Raw genomic sequence first — 18358 nt, 5'->3', positions numbered from 1 at the left:
CCGGAAGTGGGGCGAATTATAGAGATCTGAAATCTGCCGTCAAGCACTGATTTGATATTTCTATAAAGAATTCCCGAAATACCGAAAACAGCCCCTTTCCTCTTATATAGAGAAGGCCATAACAGGCAAATGGAGGCGCCTGAGCAACAAGGGATGCAAGAGAGGGAAATCGGAGACCGCGAAGGAGATGGTGTCCCAGGGCAGGTTCGAACTGCCAACCTTCCCCTTAGGAGGGGGATGCTCTATCCAATTGAGCTACTGAGACACTGATTGCCTGCAAGGCATGCAGAGCGAGACGGCGAGCATGTTAACGGGCAACCCCGCCTTTGTCATGTCGTCCGTAGGCTTTTTAAGTGTAGGAAATGTCGACACGATCGCGAGGTGTGACATCCCTGCCAATTACGCCAACATCAACGAGATCACATGAGCGCCTCTACCCCAACGCGGAAGCCACCCATCTTAAATCCCCCTCTCAACACCCCTCCTCTAGCAAATCGGCAAATTGCCACTATCCTATAAAGGTAAGGAACACCGATTGATCCAAGCTTGGCGCACCTCGGATACCGAGACGCCTGCCAAGCAAAGGGCGATCAGTGACACGAAACTGGACCCGCTTTCCAAACCAGTCCGCATTTCTGATAATTGGTGCTGGCAGAACGCCTTTATCCAGTTCAATATTTGTCACAGAATTGACGCCAATGATCTGGCTACTTTGAGGCATGATGCGGGCCTTGATCAATTCAGGTTGAACATTTGGCCATAGCGCTTGTCCTACCAGACATCCTGCGGCCAATCCCGAGAACCGCTTCCCTGAACTAACCGGTTAAATATATGCGCCCAATGAAACAGGCAGTTTATTCCAGCCGAACGGCTGACAAGTTTGTCGTACGGCTGCCAGACGGAATGCGTGAGCGCATTGCCGAGGTGGCTCGTAATCATCACCGCAGCATGAACTCCGAAATCATCGCGCGCCTGGAGCAGAGCCTCATTCAGGAAGGTGCGCTAGGCGAAGAACTAAGCATGCGCCTGGACAGCCCAGAGCTTTCACTGCACGAACGCGAATTGTTGCAACGCTTCCGTCAACTCTCTCACCGCCAGCAAAACGCTCTCGTTTCGCTCATTGCTCATGATGCTGAAATGGCCGCTGACGCGTCCTGATTCGTACCGAAAGCTCAAGCCAGCCTAATCGCTGGCTTTTTTTTGCCTGAAATTCGGGCATAAAAAACCCGCCGATTGGCGGGTTTTTCAAGCAGGAGACCTAGAGCAGGAAGATCGTCGCCAGCCCGAGGAAGATAAAGAAGCCACCGCTATCGGTCATGGCCGTGATCATGACACTCGCCCCCATCGCCGGGTCACGCCCCAGTCGCGCAAGCGTCATTGGAATCAAGACTCCCATCAACGCTGCAAGCAACAAGTTGAGTGTCATGGCTGCCGTCATCACCACGCCCAAAGACCAGCTGCCATACAACAGATAGGCAACCACACCGATCACCCCACCCCAGATCACGCCATTGATCAGCGCTACCGCCAATTCCTTGCGCATGAGCCGCGAGGTATTGCCGGTACTCACCTGGTCCAGGGCCATGGCACGAACGATCATGGTGATCGTCTGGTTACCCGAGTTACCCCCGATACCCGCCACGATCGGCATCAGTGCCGCAAGCGCCACCAGCTTTTCGATGGAGCCTTCAAACAGACCGATCACCCGGGATGCAACGAAAGCGGTGATCAGGTTGATCGCCAGCCACGCCCAACGGTTACGCAGCGATTTCCAGACCGACGCAAAGATGTCTTCCTCTTCACGCAGACCCGCCATGTTGAGAACTTCGCTTTCGCTCTCTTCACGAATCAGGTCGACCATCTCGTCGATGGTCAGACGGCCAATCAGTTTGCCGTTCTTGTCCACCACGGGGGCGGAAATCAGGTCGTAACGCTCGAACGCCTGGGCAGCGTCATAGGCCTCTTCGTCCGGGTGAAAGCTCACCGGATCGCTGGCCATGACTTCAGAAACCTGTTTATCCGGATCGTTGACCAGCAAACGCTTGATCGGCAACACGCCCTTGAGGACGCCGTCGTAATCGACCACGAACAATTTGTCGGTGTGACCAGGAAGCTCCTTGAGGCGACGCAAATAACGCAGCACCACTTCGAGACTGACATCCTCACGGATTGTCACCATCTCGAAGTCCATCAGCGCACCGACCTGCTCCTCGTCATAGGACAGCGCCGAACGCACACGCTCACGTTGCTGCTGGTCCAGCGTTTCCATCAACTCGTGGACGACGTCTCGCGGCAGCTCGGAAGCCAGGTCAGCGAGTTCGTCGGCATCCATGTCCTTGGCCGCAGCCAGGAGCTCGTGATCGTCCATGTCGGCGATCAGGGTTTCACGGACCGCGTCGGATACTTCGAGAAGAATGTCGCCGTCGCGATCGGCCTTGACCAATTGCCAGAGCGTCAGACGATCGTCCAGCGGCAAGGCTTCAAGGATGTAGGCGACGTCGGCGGAGTGCAGATCATCGAGCTTGCGTTGCAACTCGACGAGGTTCTGCCGGTGAACCAGGTTCTCGACCCGATCGAGATTCGGGCCTTCCTGGCGGTGAGTCAGGTCTTCGACAACTCGCTGACGCTGCAACAGCTCAATGACTTGAGCCAGGCGGTCCTGCAAGCTTTCCTGCGTTTTTTTTACTTCGATTTCAGACATAGGCGAACTCCACTCCCAGCAGAGGAGCACGCCGGAAGGATCAATCAGTCAATTCGTGATTGGTAAAACTGTTTACTGAGTAACTACTGGGTAAGTCCATGGAGGTATTCCACAAGCCCCGGCGGGGCTGACGGGCGCAATGATACACCGCCTGACGGTTTTAAATGTTAAAAAATCGCGGATGAAACAAGCGCTTGCAGGACAAACCTGAGCATCGTCCTGATCCTTGAAACTGCGACGACTCATTCTGAAAGGAAAGCACAGCGACGGCGAAAATACGTCAGCGACGCTTGAGAAGAATCCACCAAAGGACATGAGCCGATTGTCACCGGCCAGATCGAAGACAGGCCTTATCGCAACGCGCAGACTGAATTCGAAGAGAGAGGATGCACGAAAGAAAAAGCCAAATCCCAGACGGCAAAAAGCCCGCATAAATGCGGGCTTTCTGTTGTATGGTGCACTCGACAGGATTCGAACCTGTGACCGCTCGGTTCGTAGCCGAGTACTCTATCCAGCTGAGCTACGAGTGCATTTTGTGTTTTTAGACCAGACCACAACTGGTTGAAGCCGAGTTATTCATATTGCTACAAACAACTCTTAAATGGTGCACTCGACAGGATTCGAACCTGTGACCGCTCGGTTCGTAGCCGAGTACTCTATCCAGCTGAGCTACGAGTGCATTTGTTGCCGCGCATTATAGGCCGTTAAATCTGTTTGTAAAGCGCTTTTTTCTAGTAATTTCAACAACTTACCGAAGAAGCCAGATTACAACGTACTACGAAAATAATGGCGGAGAACGGGGGATTCGAACCCCCGACACCCTTTTGAGGTGTACTCCCTTAGCAGGGGAGCGCCTTCGGCCACTCGGCCAGCTCTCCGCAACACGGGGCGTATATTAACCAGCTTCTTCCCCGTTTGCAAACATAAAAATCGATAAAAATTAATGGCTTGGTTCTTCGTCCTTCTCTTTCTTGATGCGCTGGTAGATTTCCTCACGATGGACAGCTACCTCTTTCGGGGCGTTGACCCCTATACGCACTTGATTTCCTTTGACGCCGAGCACGGTTACGGTGATTTCGCCATCACCAATAATCAGGCTTTCTGCGCAGCGACGAGTCAGAATCAGCATACCTTTCACCTCACGCATTTCATTTCAGGGACAGCAGTCTGCAAAAAAGAAGGCAAAAGCCTACAGCCAATTCGGCTGAGGCCTACATGCCAGAGTATTGACTAACGCGAGCAAAAGAACAGCTTGGGAGGATCCCGCCATTCAAAAAAACAAAAGGCGCGGTCAGACCGCGCCTTTTGGCAAACGCATCACTCGCCCTGGCGGGCCGGTGCGTCCAGATCGAAAGCCGTGTGCAGGGCGCGCACGGCCAGTTCCAGGTACTTCTCTTCGATCACTACGGAGACTTTGATTTCCGAAGTCGAGATCATCTGGATGTTGATGCTTTCCTTGGCCAGGGCTTCGAACATGCGGCTGGCGACGCCTGCGTGAGAGCGCATGCCAACGCCGACGATCGATACCTTGGCGATCTTGGTGTCGCCAACGACTTCACGGGCACCGATCTCGCGAGCGGTGTTTTCCAGGACGCCCTGAGCGGCCTGGTAGTCGTTGCGGTGCACGGTGAAGGTGAAGTCGGTGGTGTTATCGTGCGAAACGTTCTGCACGATCATGTCGACTTCGATGTTCGCGGCGCTGATAGGGCCGAGAATCTTGAATGCAACGCCCGGGGTGTCTGGCACGCCACGGATGGTCAGCTTGGCTTCATCGCGGTTGAAGGCGATGCCGGAAATGATCGGCTGTTCCATGGTTTCCTCTTCATCGATAGTAATGAGGGTGCCCGGACCCTCCTTGAAGCTGTGCAGTACGCGCAGCGGGACGTTGTACTTGCCGGCGAACTCCACCGCGCGGATCTGCAGCACCTTGGAACCGAGGCTGGCCATTTCCAGCATCTCTTCGAAGGTGATCTTGTCCAGGCGCTGAGCCACGGACACCACACGCGGGTCGGTGGTGTAGACGCCGTCGACGTCGGTGTAGATCTGGCACTCGTCAGCCTTCAGGGCTGCCGCCAGCGCCACACCGGTGGTGTCGGAACCGCCACGACCGAGAGTGGTGATGTTGCCGTGTTCGTCGACACCCTGGAAACCGGCGACGACTACGACGCGACCGGCCTTCAGGTCGCCGCGAATCTTCTGGTCATCAATCTGCAAGATACGCGCTTTATTGTGCGCACTGTCCGTCAGAATCCGTACCTGGTTGCCGGTGTAGGACACCGCTGGCACACCGCGCTTCATCAGCGCCATGGCCAACAGGGCAATCGTCACCTGCTCACCGGTGGACACGATCACATCCAGCTCGCGCGGAACCGGTTGGCCGTCGCCACTGATTTGCTTGGCCAGATCGATCAGACGGTTGGTTTCGCCGCTCATTGCAGACAGCACAACCACCAGGTCATCGCCAGCATCGCGGAATTTCTTAACCTTGTCGGCGACCTGCTCGATTCTCTCGACAGTGCCGACCGAGGTGCCTCCAAATTTCTGTACGATCAAAGCCATTTCAAAGCCGCCTCTGCCCATGAAGGGCGCCCAAATAATCACTCAAACAGCGTTGCGGCCCGCCACTAGACTGCGGACCGCAGGCGCTGCCTTATAAACCCTGCTCTACAAATGGAACGGTCAGCGCCAGCGCCGCGTCCAGAGCGCCAGCGTCGGTACCGCCGCCTTGCGCCATGTCCGGACGACCACCGCCCTTCCCGCCCACTGCCGCAGCAGCCTGTTTCATCAAATCACCGGCTTTGAGTTGGCCAGTCAGGTCCTTGGTTACGCCTGCAACCAGAACGACCTTATCCTCATGGACACTGCCGAGCAGGATCACTGCGCGACCGAGTTTGTTTTTCAGCTGATCGACCAGCGCCAGCAGCGCCTTGCCATCCTGGCCATCGAGGCGTGCAGCCAGCACTTTGGCGCCTTTGACGTCCAGAGCGGAAGCCGACAGATCGTCGCCCGCCGCGCTGGCCGCCTTGGCTTGCAACTGCTCGAGTTGCTTCTCCAGCAGACGGTTGCGCTCCAGCACAGCCGACAGCTTGTCGATCAGGTTGTCGCGGCTGCCCTTGACCAGGCTGGCCGCTTCCTTGAGTTGTTCTTCCGCGCCGTTCAAGTAGGCCAGTGCCGCGGCACCGGTGACTGCCTCGATACGACGTACGCCGGCAGCCACACCGCCTTCGCTGATGATTTTCAGCAGGCCGATGTCGCCGGTGCGCTTGGCGTGGATACCGCCGCACAGCTCGACGGAGAAATCGCCGCCCATGCTCAGCACACGCACGCTGTCGCCGTACTTCTCGCCGAACAGCGCCATCGCGCCTTTCTTCTTGGCGGTATCGATGTCGGTTTCTTCGGTTTCAACGGCGGAGTTCTTGCGGATTTCGGCGTTGACGATGTCTTCCAGCGCCTTGATCTGCTCAGGCTTGATCGCCTCGAAGTGGCTGAAGTCGAAGCGCAGGCGCTGACTGTCCACCAGAGAGCCCTTCTGCTGCACGTGATCGCCCAGCACCTTGCGCAATGCCGCGTGCAGCAAGTGGGTGGCCGAGTGGTTCAGCGAAGTGGCGTGACGCACGTCGGCTTCGACGTGGGTTTCCACTGGCGAGCCGATCAACAGGCTGCCCGACGCCAGCACACCGTGGTGCAAGAACGCGCCGCCGGTCTTGGTGGTGTCGCGAACGTCAAAGCGCGCAGCACCGGCCTGCAGATAACCGCAGTCGCCGACCTGGCCGCCGGATTCGGCGTAGAACGGCGTCTGGTTCAGCACCACGACGCCCTCTTCGCCTTCATTCAATACGTCGACCGACTGACCATCTTTATAGATAGCCACAACTTTCGCCGAACCGCTGGTGGCGTGGTAACCGGTGAACTCGGTGTCGACGTCCACCTTGACCAGGCTGTTGTAGTCCATGCCGAAGGAGCTGGCCGAACGGGCACGGACGCGCTGGGCTTCCATTTCACGCTCGAAACCTTCTTCGTCGATGGTCAGGCTGCGTTCGCGAGCGATGTCGCCGGTCAGGTCCATCGGGAAACCGTAGGTGTCGTAGAGTTTGAACACGACGTCGCCCGGGACCACGTCGCCCTTGAGCTCGGCCAGATCCTGCTCGAGGATCTTCAGGCCCTGCTCCAGGGTCTTGGCGAACTGCTCTTCTTCGGCTTTGAGCACGCGCTCGATGTGCGCCTGCTGGGATTTCAGCTCAGGGAAGGCTTCGCCCATCTCGGCGACCAGGGCCGCGACGATCTGGTAGAAGAAGCTGCCCTTGGCGCCCAGCTTGTTGCCGTGACGGCAGGCGCGACGAATGATGCGGCGCAGCACGTAGCCACGGCCTTCGTTGGACGGCAGGACGCCGTCGGCGATCAGGAAACCGCAGGAACGGATGTGGTCGGCCACGACTTTCAGCGAAGCCTGGGCGTCGTTGGTGCAACCGATGGCCTTGGCCGATGCGTTCAGCAGGCTCTGGAACAGGTCGATTTCATAGTTCGAGTGAACGTGCTGCAGCACGGCACTGATCCGCTCCAGGCCCATGCCGGTGTCCACCGACGGCGCTGGCAGCGGGTGCAACACGCCATCGGCGGTGCGGTTGAACTGCATGAACACGTTGTTCCAGATTTCGATGTAGCGGTCGCCGTCTTCTTCCGGCGAGCCCGGTGGGCCACCCCAGATGTCGGCGCCGTGATCGTAGAAAATCTCGGTGCAAGGACCGCACGGGCCGGTATCGCCCATGGTCCAGAAGTTGTCGGAAGCGTACGGTGCGCCCTTGTTGTCGCCGATACGGACCATGCGCTCGGCCGGAACGCCGATGTCCTTGGTCCAGATGTCGTACGCCTCGTCATCGCTGGCGTAGACGGTGACCCACAGCTTTTCCTTCGGCAGGTTCAGCCACTTGTCGGAGGTCAGGAAGGTCCAGGCGTAGGTGATGGCATCACGCTTGAAGTAATCGCCGAAGCTGAAGTTACCCAGCATTTCGAAGAAAGTGTGGTGACGAGCGGTATAGCCGACGTTTTCCAGGTCGTTGTGCTTGCCGCCTGCGCGCACGCATTTCTGGCTGCTGACGGCGCGGGTGTACGCGCGTTTTTCCTGGCCCAGGAAGCAGTCCTTGAACTGGTTCATCCCCGCGTTGGTGAACAGCAGGGTTGGGTCGTTGCCCGGAATCAAAGAGCTGGAGGCTACACGGGTGTGGCCTTGCTCTTCGAAGAAGCGAAGGAAGGCTTCACGGATTTCTGCGCTTTTCATTAGGTTCTTCCACGGAGGCTGCGGCCAAAGGCCTGTTCGAAACGTCACCAGACGAAACGACGGCAAAGGGCCGCATTATATCGGCCCTGCGCGCGGGGTACAGCGTGTTTATACGATAGAAACGGTCAATTGGCGTGCTAACGCTATCACTTACGCGAAAAGTCGACGAATGTCGCGACGACCTGCTCGATTTGATCACGGCTGACGTCCATGTGCGTCACCATCCGCAGACGGGCGGCAGCGCTGAGGGTGATGCCACGCTCGGCGGCAAACGCCTTGAGCGCCTGGGCCTTGTCGCCGATGTTCACGTACACCATGTTGGTCTGCACCGGCTCGACTTCATAACCCGCCGCGCGCAGGCCTTCGGCCAGGCGCTGGGCATTGGCGTGGTCGTCGGCCAGGCGCTGTACGTTGTGATCCAAGGCATACAGGCCTGCCGCCGCGAGAATCCCGGCCTGGCGCATGCCGCCACCGACCATCTTGCGCAGGCGCCGCGCCTTGGCGATCAACGCTGGCGAACCGCACAGCACCGAGCCGACCGGCGCGCCGAGGCCCTTGGACAGGCACACCGAGACCGAGTCGAAGTGTTGGGTGATCTCCCGGGCATCGACACCCAGTTTGACCGCCGCGTTATACAGCCGCGCGCCATCCAGGTGAAGTTGCAGCCCGTGTTCGCGGGTAAAGCGGCGTGCCTGCGCCAGATACTCCAGGGGCAACACCTTGCCCTGCATGGTGTTTTCCAGCGCCAGCAGGCGGGTGCGGGCGAAGTGGAAGTCGTCGGGCTTGATCGCCGCGGCAACGTGCGCAAGGTCCAGCGAACCATCGGCCTGCACTTCCAGCGGTTGCGGCTGGATGGAACCGAGCACCGCCGCGCCACCGCCTTCATATTTATAGGTATGCGCCTGCTGGCCGACGATGTATTCGTCGCCGCGCTCGCAATGGGCCATCAAGCCGAGCAGGTTGCTCATGGTGCCGCTGGGAACAAACAGCGCGGCGGCAAACCCCAGGCGCTTGGCCAGCTCGGCTTCCAGTCGATTGACCGTCGGATCTTCGCCATAGACATCATCGCCGGTGGCCGCGGTGGCCATCGCGTCGAGCATGCCGGCGGACGGTTGGGTGACGGTGTCGCTGCGAAGATCGATAACACTCATGAGTCTGGCCTCGGTAAGCAGGGGAAATCCCTTTCAGACGGGAATTACTGCGGTCATGCCGTTGATTAATCAACCCTTGGGCGAGGAAAAGGCGGATTAATGCAGCGAAAAAGTCGATGGCAATCATCAGAAAGCATCAATGCGCCTGTCGGAAATATGTGTTACAAACTCTGCGCCGCCAAACAGTCTGGCGGCAAAAACGTTCTCAGGGCGGGGTGCAACTCCCCACCGGCGGTAATTGCGCGCAAGGCGCATAGCCCGCGAGCGCTTGGTGACGGCACCGCTTTCGGTGCTTGGCAGCAAGGTCAGCAGACCCGGTGTGATTCCGGGGCCGACGGTCATAGTCCGGATGAAGAGAGAACGGGATTGTTGCCGATGGGCCGTGCGCAGCATTGCTGCGAGCGTGCGTACCCTGAAATCCCCTTCGATTCATAACGCCCTGTTTTTCACACAAACAGGAGTCAGAACATGCAACCCACCGCAATCGACAGCAAAAGCAAACACCATCAGGGCGAGCGCGTCGCGTTCATTCAGGCCTGCTGGCACAAGGATATTGTCGATCAGAGCCGTAAAGGCTTCGTCGCCGAAATGATTGCCCAGGGTTATCAGGAATCCGACATCGACTTCTTCGAGGTCGGTGGTGCATTTGAAATGCCTCTGCACGCCAAATTGCTGGCCAAGACCGGTCGTTATGCTGGCATCGTCGCGGCAGCTCTGGTGGTGGACGGCGGGATCTACCGTCACGAGTTCGTCGCGCAGTCAGTGGTCAGCGGCCTGATGCAGGTTCAGCTGGAAACCGAAGTACCGGTGTTCTCGGTGTCCCTGACCCCGCACCACTTCCATGCCGGCGAAGAACACCACAAGTTCTTCTTCGAGCATTTCCTGCACAAAGGTCAGGAAGCGGCGAAGACCTGTGCCGATACGCTGAAGAAGGTGCGGGCGTTGCAGCGCACTGAGCCGCGCGCAGTAGCCGTCTAAAACACAAAACCTGTGGATTGGGTGATCTGCCTGATTTCACTCAATCCCATTGTGGGAGCAAGCCCGCTCCCACATTTGTTCTGTGTTGTTCTTAAGCCAGGTTTTCGCCGTCGGTCGGCACGACCAGGATGCCCGCGCGCAGGCCATTCTTCACTTTGGGGTTCGGGAAGATGATCCGGGCGCCCTCTTCTTCGATGATCCAGCGGGTGTTGGCAATGTCTTCGGCCAGCAGGTAACCCACGTCCAGTTCCGAAAAGTTCTCGATATCGGCCGGCAGGTTCAGGCGGAAGCTGTCGCTGTGCTTGATGATTTCCCGCGCCACGCTGAACAGCTGCAAACCGTCCAGCCCCGCTTCGGCCATGTCCGGCTCGGTGCCTTCGATGATCTGCTTCAGGCGGTTTTCCAGCAGCGAGACGTTGACCCCGTCGTTCTGTCCGAACGGCCGCGCCTTGCCCAGTTCGAGGGTGAAGGACTCGGCACCCAGCTTGTCGTAGGTGTAAGAGCTGAACACGATGGACGGCTTGTTCTGCAGCAGAACCGCCTCCATGCCAGCGGCGCGCAGGCGGGCCAGTTCCTGGCGTGAATGGTGGCGCCCCTCTTTCCAGGGGTACAAGGCGAACTGCTCGATTTTCGAACCACGGATCGCCGTGTGCAGGTCGTAGTGCAGACGCTGGCGATCCGGCAGGCTGAAGAAACTGGCGGCCAGGCGCTCCAGCTCACAGGCGCGCAGAGCTTCGCTGCCGCTGCTTTGTTCGTGACGGCCATTGAATAGCCGATTGACGTCCTGCTCGACGAAACGCTCGCCGCGACGAATGGCGTCGGGGTTACCGAACAGGAACAGAATGCGTGCACGCGGCTTGAGATCGCCGCGAGCGATGTCGTGCAACAGCCGGTCGAGCAACTCGATCGGAGCTGTTTCGTTGCCGTGGATCCCCGCCGACAGCAGAAGATCCAGGCCAATGTCACGGGCTTCGGGTGGCCGGACTTCCAGCGCACCCTCGCTCAACCAGCGCATGCGCACGCCTTCGACAGTCAGTTGAGTCTTCTCCGCCGGTTCACGGCCGGCGAGGGTCAGTTCAAGCAGTTTGCCGAGGGCGAGCATAGAGCGGTTTCCTTAGTGGTCGTGATTGCAATCCGGGCCGTGAACGTGACCATCGTCGTCGCCGAGGTCAGCCGGTTCCATCTCCAGCTGCAGACTTACCAGATTAGTCGCCAATGGGCGCAACAGCAGGTTGGCGTATTCTTCGTCGTCTTCTTCGACGTCCACGCCGATCAACAGTTGGCCGCGGCCGTCCTGTTGGATCCACAGCTCTTTGCCTTGCCACATGACCGCGACGCGGGTGCAGGAAGTTTGCAGTTGCGTGCCGTCGGTGTCTTCAAGGATCAGCTGCAGGGAATCGCTCATATCTTTACGCTCTCATTGGAGTTGAACCGGTGCGCGCCCGGGCCCGGGCGCGCGCCGTCGATCAATTGATCTGGAATGGATAAACCGCGCCCAGTTTAAGGATTTGCGTCAGTTCATCCAGTGCCGTCCGGCACTCAAGCAGCAATTGCGGGTCCGCCAGATCGCTTTCGGTCATGCGGTCGCGATAGTGCTTGTTAACCCATTCGGTCAGGGTGCCGTACAACGGTGCGGTCATGATAACGCCTGGGTTGACCGCCGCCAGTTCAGTTTCATTGAGCGCCACACGCAGGCGCAGGCAAGCCGGGCCACCGCCGTTCTGCATGCTCTGCTTGAGATCGAATACCTTCACCTCGCGGATCAGACCGCCGGAGCCGGTCAGGCCCTGCAGGTATTGCCAGACGCGCTCGTTGGCGCGGCACTCTTCCGGCACGATCAACAGCATGGAGCCGTCAGGACGCGACAGCAATTGGCTGTTGAACAGGTAGGAGCGGACCGCATCTTCGACGCTGACCGCCGAACGTGGCACGCACACCGACTGGAAGTTGCCGCCGACCTTGCCCAGCTTGCTCGCCAGTTCAGCCAGCATCTTGTCGGTCTCGAGGAACGCGTCCTCGTGATAGAACAGTACTTCGCCATTACCCACGGCGATCACGTCGTTGTGGAACACGCCCTGATCGATCACTGACGGGTTCTGCTGAGCGTAGACCACGCCGTCTTCCTTCAGGCCGTGCAGACGGGCTACCGCCTGGGACGCTTCGAGGGTCTGGCGGGCCGGGTACTTCTGCGGCGCCGGGTAACGGGTGTCGAACGCGCTGCGACCGAATACGAAGAACTCGACGCCGGCTTCGCCGTACTCGCGGCAGAAACGGGTGTGGTTGGCCGCGCCTTCGTCACCGAACTGCGCCACGGCCGGCAAGGCGGCGTGATGGGCGAAGTGTTTCTGGTCGGCAAACATCGCCCCCAGCACGCGGCTGGTGGTCGGGTGCTCGATGCTGCGGTGGTATTTGCAGTTGAGGTTGGCGGCGGTGAAGTGCACGCGGCCGTCCACGGTGTCGGCGCTCGGGCTGACGGTGGCGGCGTTGGCGACCCACATGCTTGATGCCGAGCAGTTGGCGACCAGTAGCGGCATCGCGTCTTTGGCGGCCTGCTCGATCACTTGTGCGTCGGTGCCGGCGAAGCCCAGGCGGCGCAGTGCGGCCACATCCGGGCGCTCTTGCGGCGCCAGCACGCCCTGCTGAAAGCCCATGTCCATCAGCGCCTTCATCTTGGACAGGCCTTGCAGCGCCGCCTCCTTGGGGTTGGACGCCTGCTGGCTGTTGCTCTGGGACGCGACGTTGCCGTAGGACAAACCGCCGTAGTTATGGGTCGGCCCCACCAGACCGTCGAAATTGACTTCATAGGATTTCATTAGCGAGGCTCCACGAGAATCTGTTTGTTATAGGCATCGAGTAACTGTTCAGTGCGACCGCGGCGCGACCATCGCTGGCAAGCCAGCTCCCACAGGTTTAGTGGTGTCCACACATTTTGTGTACGACTCAAATCCTGTGGGAGCGGGCTTGCCCGCGATCGGGCATCACGCCATCTTCACGCCCGGCGTAAGGGCAGCCGGCAACACCAGGCTCGGCGTTTCCAGCGAGGCCACCGGATACGCGCAGTAATCGGCCGCGTAGTAAGCGCTGGCGCGATGGTTGCCCGAGGCGCCGACCCCGCCGAACGGCGCGCTGCTGGCGGCGCCGGTCAGTTGCTTGTTCCAGTTGACGATACCGGCGCGGCTTTCCAGCCAGAATTGCTGGTAACGCGCTTCGGAGTCCGACAGCAGGCCGGCGGCCAGGCCGTAGGCGGTGTCGTTGGCCTCGGCGATCGCCGCTTCGAAATCAGCGTAGCGGATCACTTGCAGCAGCGGCCCGAACAGCTCTTCGTCCGGGCGCTCGGCCACGGCGGTCACATCGATAATGCCCGGGGTCAGCAACGCGGCCTGAGCCTGGGGCTGAGTCATTTCCAACAGCGCCACCGCGCCGTTGGCCAGCAGATGCTCCTGGGCGTCCATCAGTGCCTTGGCCGCGCCAAGGGAAATCACCGACCCCATGAATGGCGCAGGCTGTTGATCGAACGCACCGACGTCGATGGTCGCGCTGACCGCCACCAGTCGCGCCAGCAACGCATCGCCCCAGGCGCCTTGCGGCACCAGCAAGCGGCGTGCGCAGGTGCAGCGCTGACCGGCGGAAATGAATGCCGACTGGATGATGGTGTAGACAGCGGCATCCACGTCGGCGACCTGATCGACCACCAGCGGGTTGTTGCCGCCCATCTCCAGCGCGAGGATCTTGTCCGGACGACCGGCGAATTGGTTGTGCAGGTGATTACCGGTGCGGCTGGAGCCGGTGAAGAACAGGCCGTCGATACCAGGGTTGGCCGCCAGGGCGATACCGGTTTCGCGAGCGCCTTGCAGCAGGTTCAGCACGCCTGCCGGCAAGCCGGCTTCAATCCAGCACTTGACCGTCAGCTCGGCGACTTTCGGCGTCAGTTCGCTTGGCTTGAACAGCACGCTGTTGCCCGCCAGCAGCGCCGGGACGATATGACCGTTGGGTAAGTGCCCCGGGAAGTTGTAAGGGCCGAACACGGCCACCACGCCGTGAGGCTTGTGGCGCAACACGGCAGTGGCGTCACCCAGCGGGCCGCTCTTCTCGCCGGTGCGTTCGCGGTAGCTCTGCACCGAAATCGCAATCTTGTTGACCATGCTGGTGACTTCGGTCGCCGCTTCCCACAGGGGTTTGCCGGTTTCCTCACCGATGGCGCGGGCCAGTTCGTCCGCGTGACTTTTCAGGGTCGCGGCAAAGGCTTCCAGCACCGAGATACGCTCTTCCAGGGTGCGACGGGCCCAGCCCGCAAACGCCTGGCGTGCGGCCTGCACGGCCGATTCAACCTGAGCGGCGGTGGCGCCGTTGCCGGACCACAGCGCTTGCTGGGTCACCGGGTTCAGCGACTCAAAGGCTTCGCCCTGGCCTTCCAGCCATTCACCTGCGATGTAAAGCGACTTCATTATTTCGACTCCCGAGCGGACAACGGAACGGCGCGCACCTGATCGCCGGCGTTGAGTTGAAGACGTTTGGCGGTCAGCGGATCGACCACCAGCGTGCCCGCGGCGAAGCGTGCGGGTGCGGCAGTGATGCGGCAGTCTTCGCGCTTGCGGTTATGAATAATGAAAGGCGTGGCGTCGTCGCCCGGCGTACCGATGGCCAGTACCAGCGCCTGGCTGTCGCGCACGGCACGGATCTTGGTGGTTTCGCACTCGATGGCTGGGCCTGCGTCGAAAATGTCGACGTAACCCTGGTAGCTGAACCCTTCGCTCTTGAGCATCGACAACGCCGGCTCGGTGTCCGGGTGGACCTGACCGATCACGTTGCGCGCATCCGGCGAGAGGAAGCAGGTGTACAGCGGGAATTTCGGCATCAGTTCGGCGATGAACGCCTTGTTGCCCACGCCGGTCAGGTAGTCGGCCTGGCTGAATTCCATCTTGAAGAAGTGTCGGCCCAGGCTTTCCCAGAACGGCGAGCGCCCGGCTTCGTCGGAGACGCCGCGCATCTCGGCGATGATCTTGTTGCCGAACAGTTGCGGGAATTCGGCGATGAACAGCATCCGCGCCTTGGACAGCATGCGACCGTTCAGGCCGGTGCGGTAGTCGGCGTGCAGGAACAATGAGCACAACTCGGAATTGCCGGTCAGGTCATTGGCCAAAAACAGCGTCGGGATTTCACGGTAGATGTTCAGTTCCTGGGAGGCGCTGACAGTCAGGCCGACCCGGAAGTTGTACCAGGGCTCACGCAGGCCGACGGCACCGGCGATCGCGGAAATGCCCACTACACGGCCGTTGTCGTCTTCGAGTACGAACAGGTAGTCCGCATCGCCCCGTCCGGCTTCGCCGCGAAAGGTCTTCTCGGCCCAGCCGACGCGATGAGTCAGACGCTCTTCGTTGGCCGGCAAGGTGGTCAGGCCAGTGCCGGTGCTGCGGGCCAGGTCGATCAGAGCGGGTAAATCGCTGCTGCGTACGGGACGAACGATCATGCTATCTCCTCAAACGGGCCGCCAACGCCACCCGCGAAACTTCGCTGCTTTGCAGAATGCTTTCAGACCGGCCTTAGACCGCCACCAGGCGCACGCTGGCACCTTCGCCGACACCCAGAGCCTCGGCAGCTTCCAGGTCCAGGGTCACGGGTTTGCCCGGCGCGTAGTCGAGTTCGAGCAACACGGCGCGGTAATCCTGCAACTGGGCATTGGCCACCAGGTACTGACGACCGACACCTTTGGCCGGCTCGCCGATCTTCACCGGCACCACGCGGCTCTGGGCGATCGAACGGATCCCCGAAACGCGAGCGTGCAGGGTCGGACCGCCGTCGAAGATGTCGATGTAATGATCGGTCTCGAAGCCTTCGCGCATCAGGATGTCGAAGGTGATCTGCGCCCGCGGGTGCACCTGGCCCATGGCTTCCTGAGCGGAGTCCGGCAGCAGTGGCACGTAGATCGGGTAGTGCGGCATCAACTCGGCCAGGAACGTGCGGCTCTTCAGACCGCACAGACGCTCGGCTTCAGCGTAGTTGAGGTCGAAGAAGTTGCGGCCGATGGCATCCCAGAATGGCGAGTCGCCGTTTTCATCGCTATAACCGACGATCTCAGTGACCACGGCATCGGCGAAGCGCTCCGGATGGCTGGCCACGAACAGCAGGCGTCCACGGGAATTGAGCTCGGACCATGGCGAACCCACCAGCTCGCGCTGCACGTAGAAACTGGTCAACAAGCTGTTGCCAGTCAGGTCGTGGCACTGGGAGAGCACGTGAATCTTGTTGTGAATCTTCAGCTCGCGGGAGGCGTGCACGAAGGTTTCGTTACGAAAGCTGTAGAACGGCTCGGAATAACCGGCCGACGCCACGATGGCCGAGCAACCGACGAGTTTGCCGGTGTCGGTGTCTTCGAGGACGAAGAAATAGCTTTCTTCACCGTTGAAGCTGACTTCGGCGGCGAACGAGGCTTCGCTCGCGGCGATCTTGTCGCTCAGGCGTTCAACGTCATCCGGCAAGGAAGTGACACCAATCGGACTGTCCGCAGCCAGACGCTGTACCTCGCCCAGATCAGCCATTTGCGCGGGGCGCATCACCAGCATGGTGTCACTCCTTTTCAAAACTCTTTCAGGAAAATAAGCCGGCCCTTGCGCCCCACTGTGGGAGCGGGCTTGCCCCGCGATAGCGGTGTAACAGTCACATCAATGTCGGATGTGCCATCGCCATCGCGGGCAAGCCCGCTCCCACATGGGATTCTCGGTCCGGCATAAAAATTGGGTTCGACGCCTGAATCCTCAGACGCCGAAGGGTCTATCAGGCTTGCGTCAGTTTTGCCGCGGCGCGCTCGAAACGATCGAGGCCGGCATCGATATCGGCGTCTTCGACCACCAGGCTTGGCGCAAAACGCACCACGTCGGGACCGGCCTGCAACACCATCAAGCCTTCTTTCTCAGCGGCGTTGAAGATGTCCTTGGCCTTGCCTTTCCAGGCATCGCTGAGCACGCAACCGATCAACAGGCCAAGACCACGCACCTGGGTGAACAGGCCGTACTTCTCGCCGATCTGCTCCAGGCGCGCCTTGAACTTGTCGTGCTTGGCATTCACGCCCGCCAGCACTTCAGGGGTGTTGATCACGTCCATGACCGCGCCAGCTACAGCGCACGCCAGCGGGTTGCCGCCGTAGGTGGTGCCGTGGGTGCCGACGACCAGGTGCTTGGCCAGGTCTTCGGTGGTCAGCATGGCCGCGATCGGGAAACCGCCGCCCAGGCTCTTGGCACTGGTCAGGATGTCCGGGATCACGCCGTAGTGCTGGTAGGCGAACAGTTTGCCGGTACGGCCCATGCCGGTTTGCACTTCGTCGAAGATCAGCAGCGCGTTGTGCGCGGTGCACAGATCACGGGCGCCTTGCAGGTACTCGAGTTCAGCCGGGATCACACCGCTTTCGCCCTGGATCGGCTCCAGCACCACCGCGCAGGTCTTGTCGGAAATGGCGGCTTTGAGCGCGGCCAGATCGTTGTACGGCACGTGGGTGATGCCGGTGATTTTCGGGCCGAAGCCGTCGGAGTACTTCGACTGGCCACCGACGTTCACGGTGAACAGGGTACGGCCGTGGAAGCTGTTGAGCGCGGCGATGATTTCGTACTTCTCGCTGCCGAAACGGTCGAACCCGACACGACGGGCCAGCTTGAAGGCAGCCTCATTGGCTTCGGCGCCGGAGTTGCAGAAGAAGGCACGCTCGGCAAAGGTGGCATCAACCAGCTTGTGGGCCAGGCGCAGGGCCGGCTCGTTGGTGAACACGTTGGACACGTGCCACAGCTTGTTGGCCTGCTCGGTCAAGGCACCGACCAGCGCCGGATGTGCATGGCCCAGTACGTTTACGGCAATCCCGCCGGCGAAGTCGATCAGCTCGCGGCCGGACTGGTCCCAGACGCGGGAACCTTCGCCACGTACCGGAATGAAAGCGGCAGGCGCGTAGTTGGGAACCATTACCTGGTCGAAATCGGCGCGTTCTACCGCAGCGTGCTCAACGGACATCGGAGTCTCCTGAAGAGAAAACACCCGCCTGAAACTGGCGAGCGATGGGGGGATTGTAAGGACAGTTTTCAGCCCGGCCTTGTCGCCAAGCGACAACTTCTTATAGCGCAAACCCCGGTTTTTCCCGGGTTTACGGCAATGCGACATATAGGGTCGCAAAGGCGCAGTTTAACTGCCCCATGCAGATAGCGGCAGGGCCGCCGGGATTTGATTTGCGCAAAACCTCAACACAATCCCTGTAGCAGCTGGCGAAGCCTGCGT

Annotated in this window: 14 protein-coding genes, 4 tRNA genes and 1 riboswitch; of the genes, 2 read left to right on the top strand and 16 right to left on the bottom strand. The window is 60.0% G+C overall.

The genetic code is table 11. The features are described from left to right. Positions 1–188 precede the first annotated feature (188 nt). Positions 189–265, bottom strand: a tRNA-Arg gene (locus HNO86_RS24915). Positions 266–831: 566 nt separating this feature from the next. Between HNO86_RS24915 and HNO86_RS24910 the strand changes: the two genes are divergently transcribed. Next, entirely contained in the window at positions 832–1158 is a 327-nt protein-coding gene (locus tag HNO86_RS24910; protein ID WP_175379575.1) for an Arc family DNA-binding protein, read from the top strand. 100 nt (positions 1159–1258) lie between these two features. Here the strand turns inward: HNO86_RS24910 and mgtE are convergent, their stop codons facing one another. The 8 genes from mgtE to ltaE form a co-directional block, all read right to left on the bottom strand. After that, positions 1259–2701: a magnesium transporter gene (gene mgtE / locus HNO86_RS24905; protein ID WP_175379574.1), complete on the bottom strand. Its 1443-nt coding sequence runs from the start codon at positions 2699–2701 to the stop codon at positions 1259–1261. A 453-nt stretch (positions 2702–3154) separates the two neighbouring features. After that, positions 3155–3231, bottom strand: a tRNA-Arg gene (locus HNO86_RS24900). Positions 3232–3303: 72 nt separating this feature from the next. Further along, positions 3304–3380, bottom strand: a tRNA-Arg gene (locus tag HNO86_RS24895). A gap of 108 nt (positions 3381–3488) precedes the next feature. Further along, positions 3489–3579: transfer RNA gene (locus HNO86_RS24890), tRNA-Ser, on the bottom strand. A gap of 62 nt (positions 3580–3641) precedes the next feature. Further along, complete coding sequence (csrA, locus tag HNO86_RS24885; protein WP_154745572.1) at positions 3642–3830, bottom strand: carbon storage regulator CsrA; 189 nt, start codon at positions 3828–3830, stop codon at positions 3642–3644. Positions 3831–4018: 188 nt separating this feature from the next. Then, positions 4019–5260, bottom strand: coding sequence for an aspartate kinase (locus HNO86_RS24880; protein WP_175379573.1), 1242 nt, complete (start codon positions 5258–5260; stop codon positions 4019–4021). A gap of 91 nt (positions 5261–5351) precedes the next feature. Next, entirely contained in the window at positions 5352–7976 is a 2625-nt protein-coding gene (gene alaS, locus HNO86_RS24875) for an alanine--tRNA ligase (protein ID WP_175379572.1), read from the bottom strand. A 146-nt stretch (positions 7977–8122) separates the two neighbouring features. Continuing rightward, on the bottom strand, positions 8123–9127 hold the full coding sequence (ltaE, locus tag HNO86_RS24870; RefSeq protein WP_175379571.1) for a low-specificity L-threonine aldolase: 1005 nt from the start codon (positions 9125–9127) through the stop codon (positions 8123–8125). 197 nt (positions 9128–9324) lie between these two features. Next, positions 9325–9493, top strand: a riboswitch (FMN riboswitch). A gap of 102 nt (positions 9494–9595) precedes the next feature. Between ltaE and HNO86_RS24865 the strand changes: the two genes are divergently transcribed. Continuing rightward, positions 9596–10105 carry a 6,7-dimethyl-8-ribityllumazine synthase gene (locus tag HNO86_RS24865; RefSeq protein ID WP_175379570.1) on the top strand — a complete coding sequence of 170 codons (510 nt, stop codon included), beginning with the start codon at positions 9596–9598 and terminating at the stop codon, positions 10103–10105. 91 nt (positions 10106–10196) lie between these two features. Here HNO86_RS24865 and astE read toward each other — a convergent pair whose 3' ends face one another. The 7 genes from astE to HNO86_RS24830 form a co-directional block, all read right to left on the bottom strand. After that, entirely contained in the window at positions 10197–11207 is a 1011-nt protein-coding gene (astE, locus tag HNO86_RS24860; protein WP_175379569.1) for a succinylglutamate desuccinylase, read from the bottom strand. 12 nt (positions 11208–11219) lie between these two features. Beyond that, positions 11220–11510 (bottom strand): topoisomerase II, encoded by a 291-nt coding sequence (locus tag HNO86_RS24855; protein WP_175379568.1) that lies wholly within the window; start codon positions 11508–11510, stop codon positions 11220–11222. Between the two features lie 61 nt (positions 11511–11571). Beyond that, positions 11572–12918 (bottom strand): N-succinylarginine dihydrolase, encoded by a 1347-nt coding sequence (gene astB, locus HNO86_RS24850; protein WP_175379567.1) that lies wholly within the window; start codon positions 12916–12918, stop codon positions 11572–11574. 165 nt (positions 12919–13083) lie between these two features. Next, on the bottom strand, positions 13084–14553 hold the full coding sequence (astD, locus tag HNO86_RS24845; protein ID WP_175379578.1) for a succinylglutamate-semialdehyde dehydrogenase: 1470 nt from the start codon (positions 14551–14553) through the stop codon (positions 13084–13086). Further along, positions 14550–15572, bottom strand: coding sequence for an arginine N-succinyltransferase (astA, locus tag HNO86_RS24840; protein WP_175379566.1), 1023 nt, complete (start codon positions 15570–15572; stop codon positions 14550–14552). Before astA ends, astD begins: the two co-directional genes overlap by 4 nt. A gap of 73 nt (positions 15573–15645) precedes the next feature. Further along, a complete protein-coding gene (aruF, locus tag HNO86_RS24835; RefSeq protein ID WP_175379565.1) occupies positions 15646–16665 on the bottom strand; it encodes an arginine/ornithine succinyltransferase subunit alpha in 1020 nt (339 codons plus the stop codon). A 211-nt stretch (positions 16666–16876) separates the two neighbouring features. Beyond that, positions 16877–18097 carry an aspartate aminotransferase family protein gene (locus HNO86_RS24830; RefSeq protein ID WP_175379564.1) on the bottom strand — a complete coding sequence of 407 codons (1221 nt, stop codon included), beginning with the start codon at positions 18095–18097 and terminating at the stop codon, positions 16877–16879. Positions 18098–18358: the final 261 nt, after the last annotated feature.

It is taken from the genome of Pseudomonas sp. C1C7 (assembly GCF_013359595.1).
In the GTDB taxonomy this organism is placed as follows: domain Bacteria; phylum Pseudomonadota; class Gammaproteobacteria; order Pseudomonadales; family Pseudomonadaceae; genus Aquipseudomonas.
Note: the sequence above shows the minus strand (reverse complement) of the source record. Positions and strands in the feature narration are given on the sequence as shown.

Coding starts and splice junctions, on each gene's coding strand:
- HNO86_RS24910 (WP_175379575.1), top strand. CDS start 832: ATGCGCCCAATGAAACAGGCAGTTTATTCCAGCCGAACGGCTGACAAG.
- mgtE (WP_175379574.1), bottom strand. CDS start 2,701: ATGTCTGAAATCGAAGTAAAAAAAACGCAGGAAAGCTTGCAGGACCGC.
- csrA (WP_154745572.1), bottom strand. CDS start 3,830: ATGCTGATTCTGACTCGTCGCTGCGCAGAAAGCCTGATTATTGGTGAT.
- HNO86_RS24880 (WP_175379573.1), bottom strand. CDS start 5,260: ATGGCTTTGATCGTACAGAAATTTGGAGGCACCTCGGTCGGCACTGTC.
- alaS (WP_175379572.1), bottom strand. CDS start 7,976: ATGAAAAGCGCAGAAATCCGTGAAGCCTTCCTTCGCTTCTTCGAAGAG.
- ltaE (WP_175379571.1), bottom strand. CDS start 9,127: ATGAGTGTTATCGATCTTCGCAGCGACACCGTCACCCAACCGTCCGCC.
- HNO86_RS24865 (WP_175379570.1), top strand. CDS start 9,596: ATGCAACCCACCGCAATCGACAGCAAAAGCAAACACCATCAGGGCGAG.
- astE (WP_175379569.1), bottom strand. CDS start 11,207: ATGCTCGCCCTCGGCAAACTGCTTGAACTGACCCTCGCCGGCCGTGAA.
- HNO86_RS24855 (WP_175379568.1), bottom strand. CDS start 11,510: ATGAGCGATTCCCTGCAGCTGATCCTTGAAGACACCGACGGCACGCAA.
- astB (WP_175379567.1), bottom strand. CDS start 12,918: ATGAAATCCTATGAAGTCAATTTCGACGGTCTGGTGGGGCCGACCCAT.
- astA (WP_175379566.1), bottom strand. CDS start 15,572: ATGATCGTTCGTCCCGTACGCAGCAGCGATTTACCCGCTCTGATCGAC.
- aruF (WP_175379565.1), bottom strand. CDS start 16,665: ATGCTGGTGATGCGCCCCGCGCAAATGGCTGATCTGGGCGAGGTACAG.
- HNO86_RS24830 (WP_175379564.1), bottom strand. CDS start 18,097: ATGTCCGTTGAGCACGCTGCGGTAGAACGCGCCGATTTCGACCAGGTA.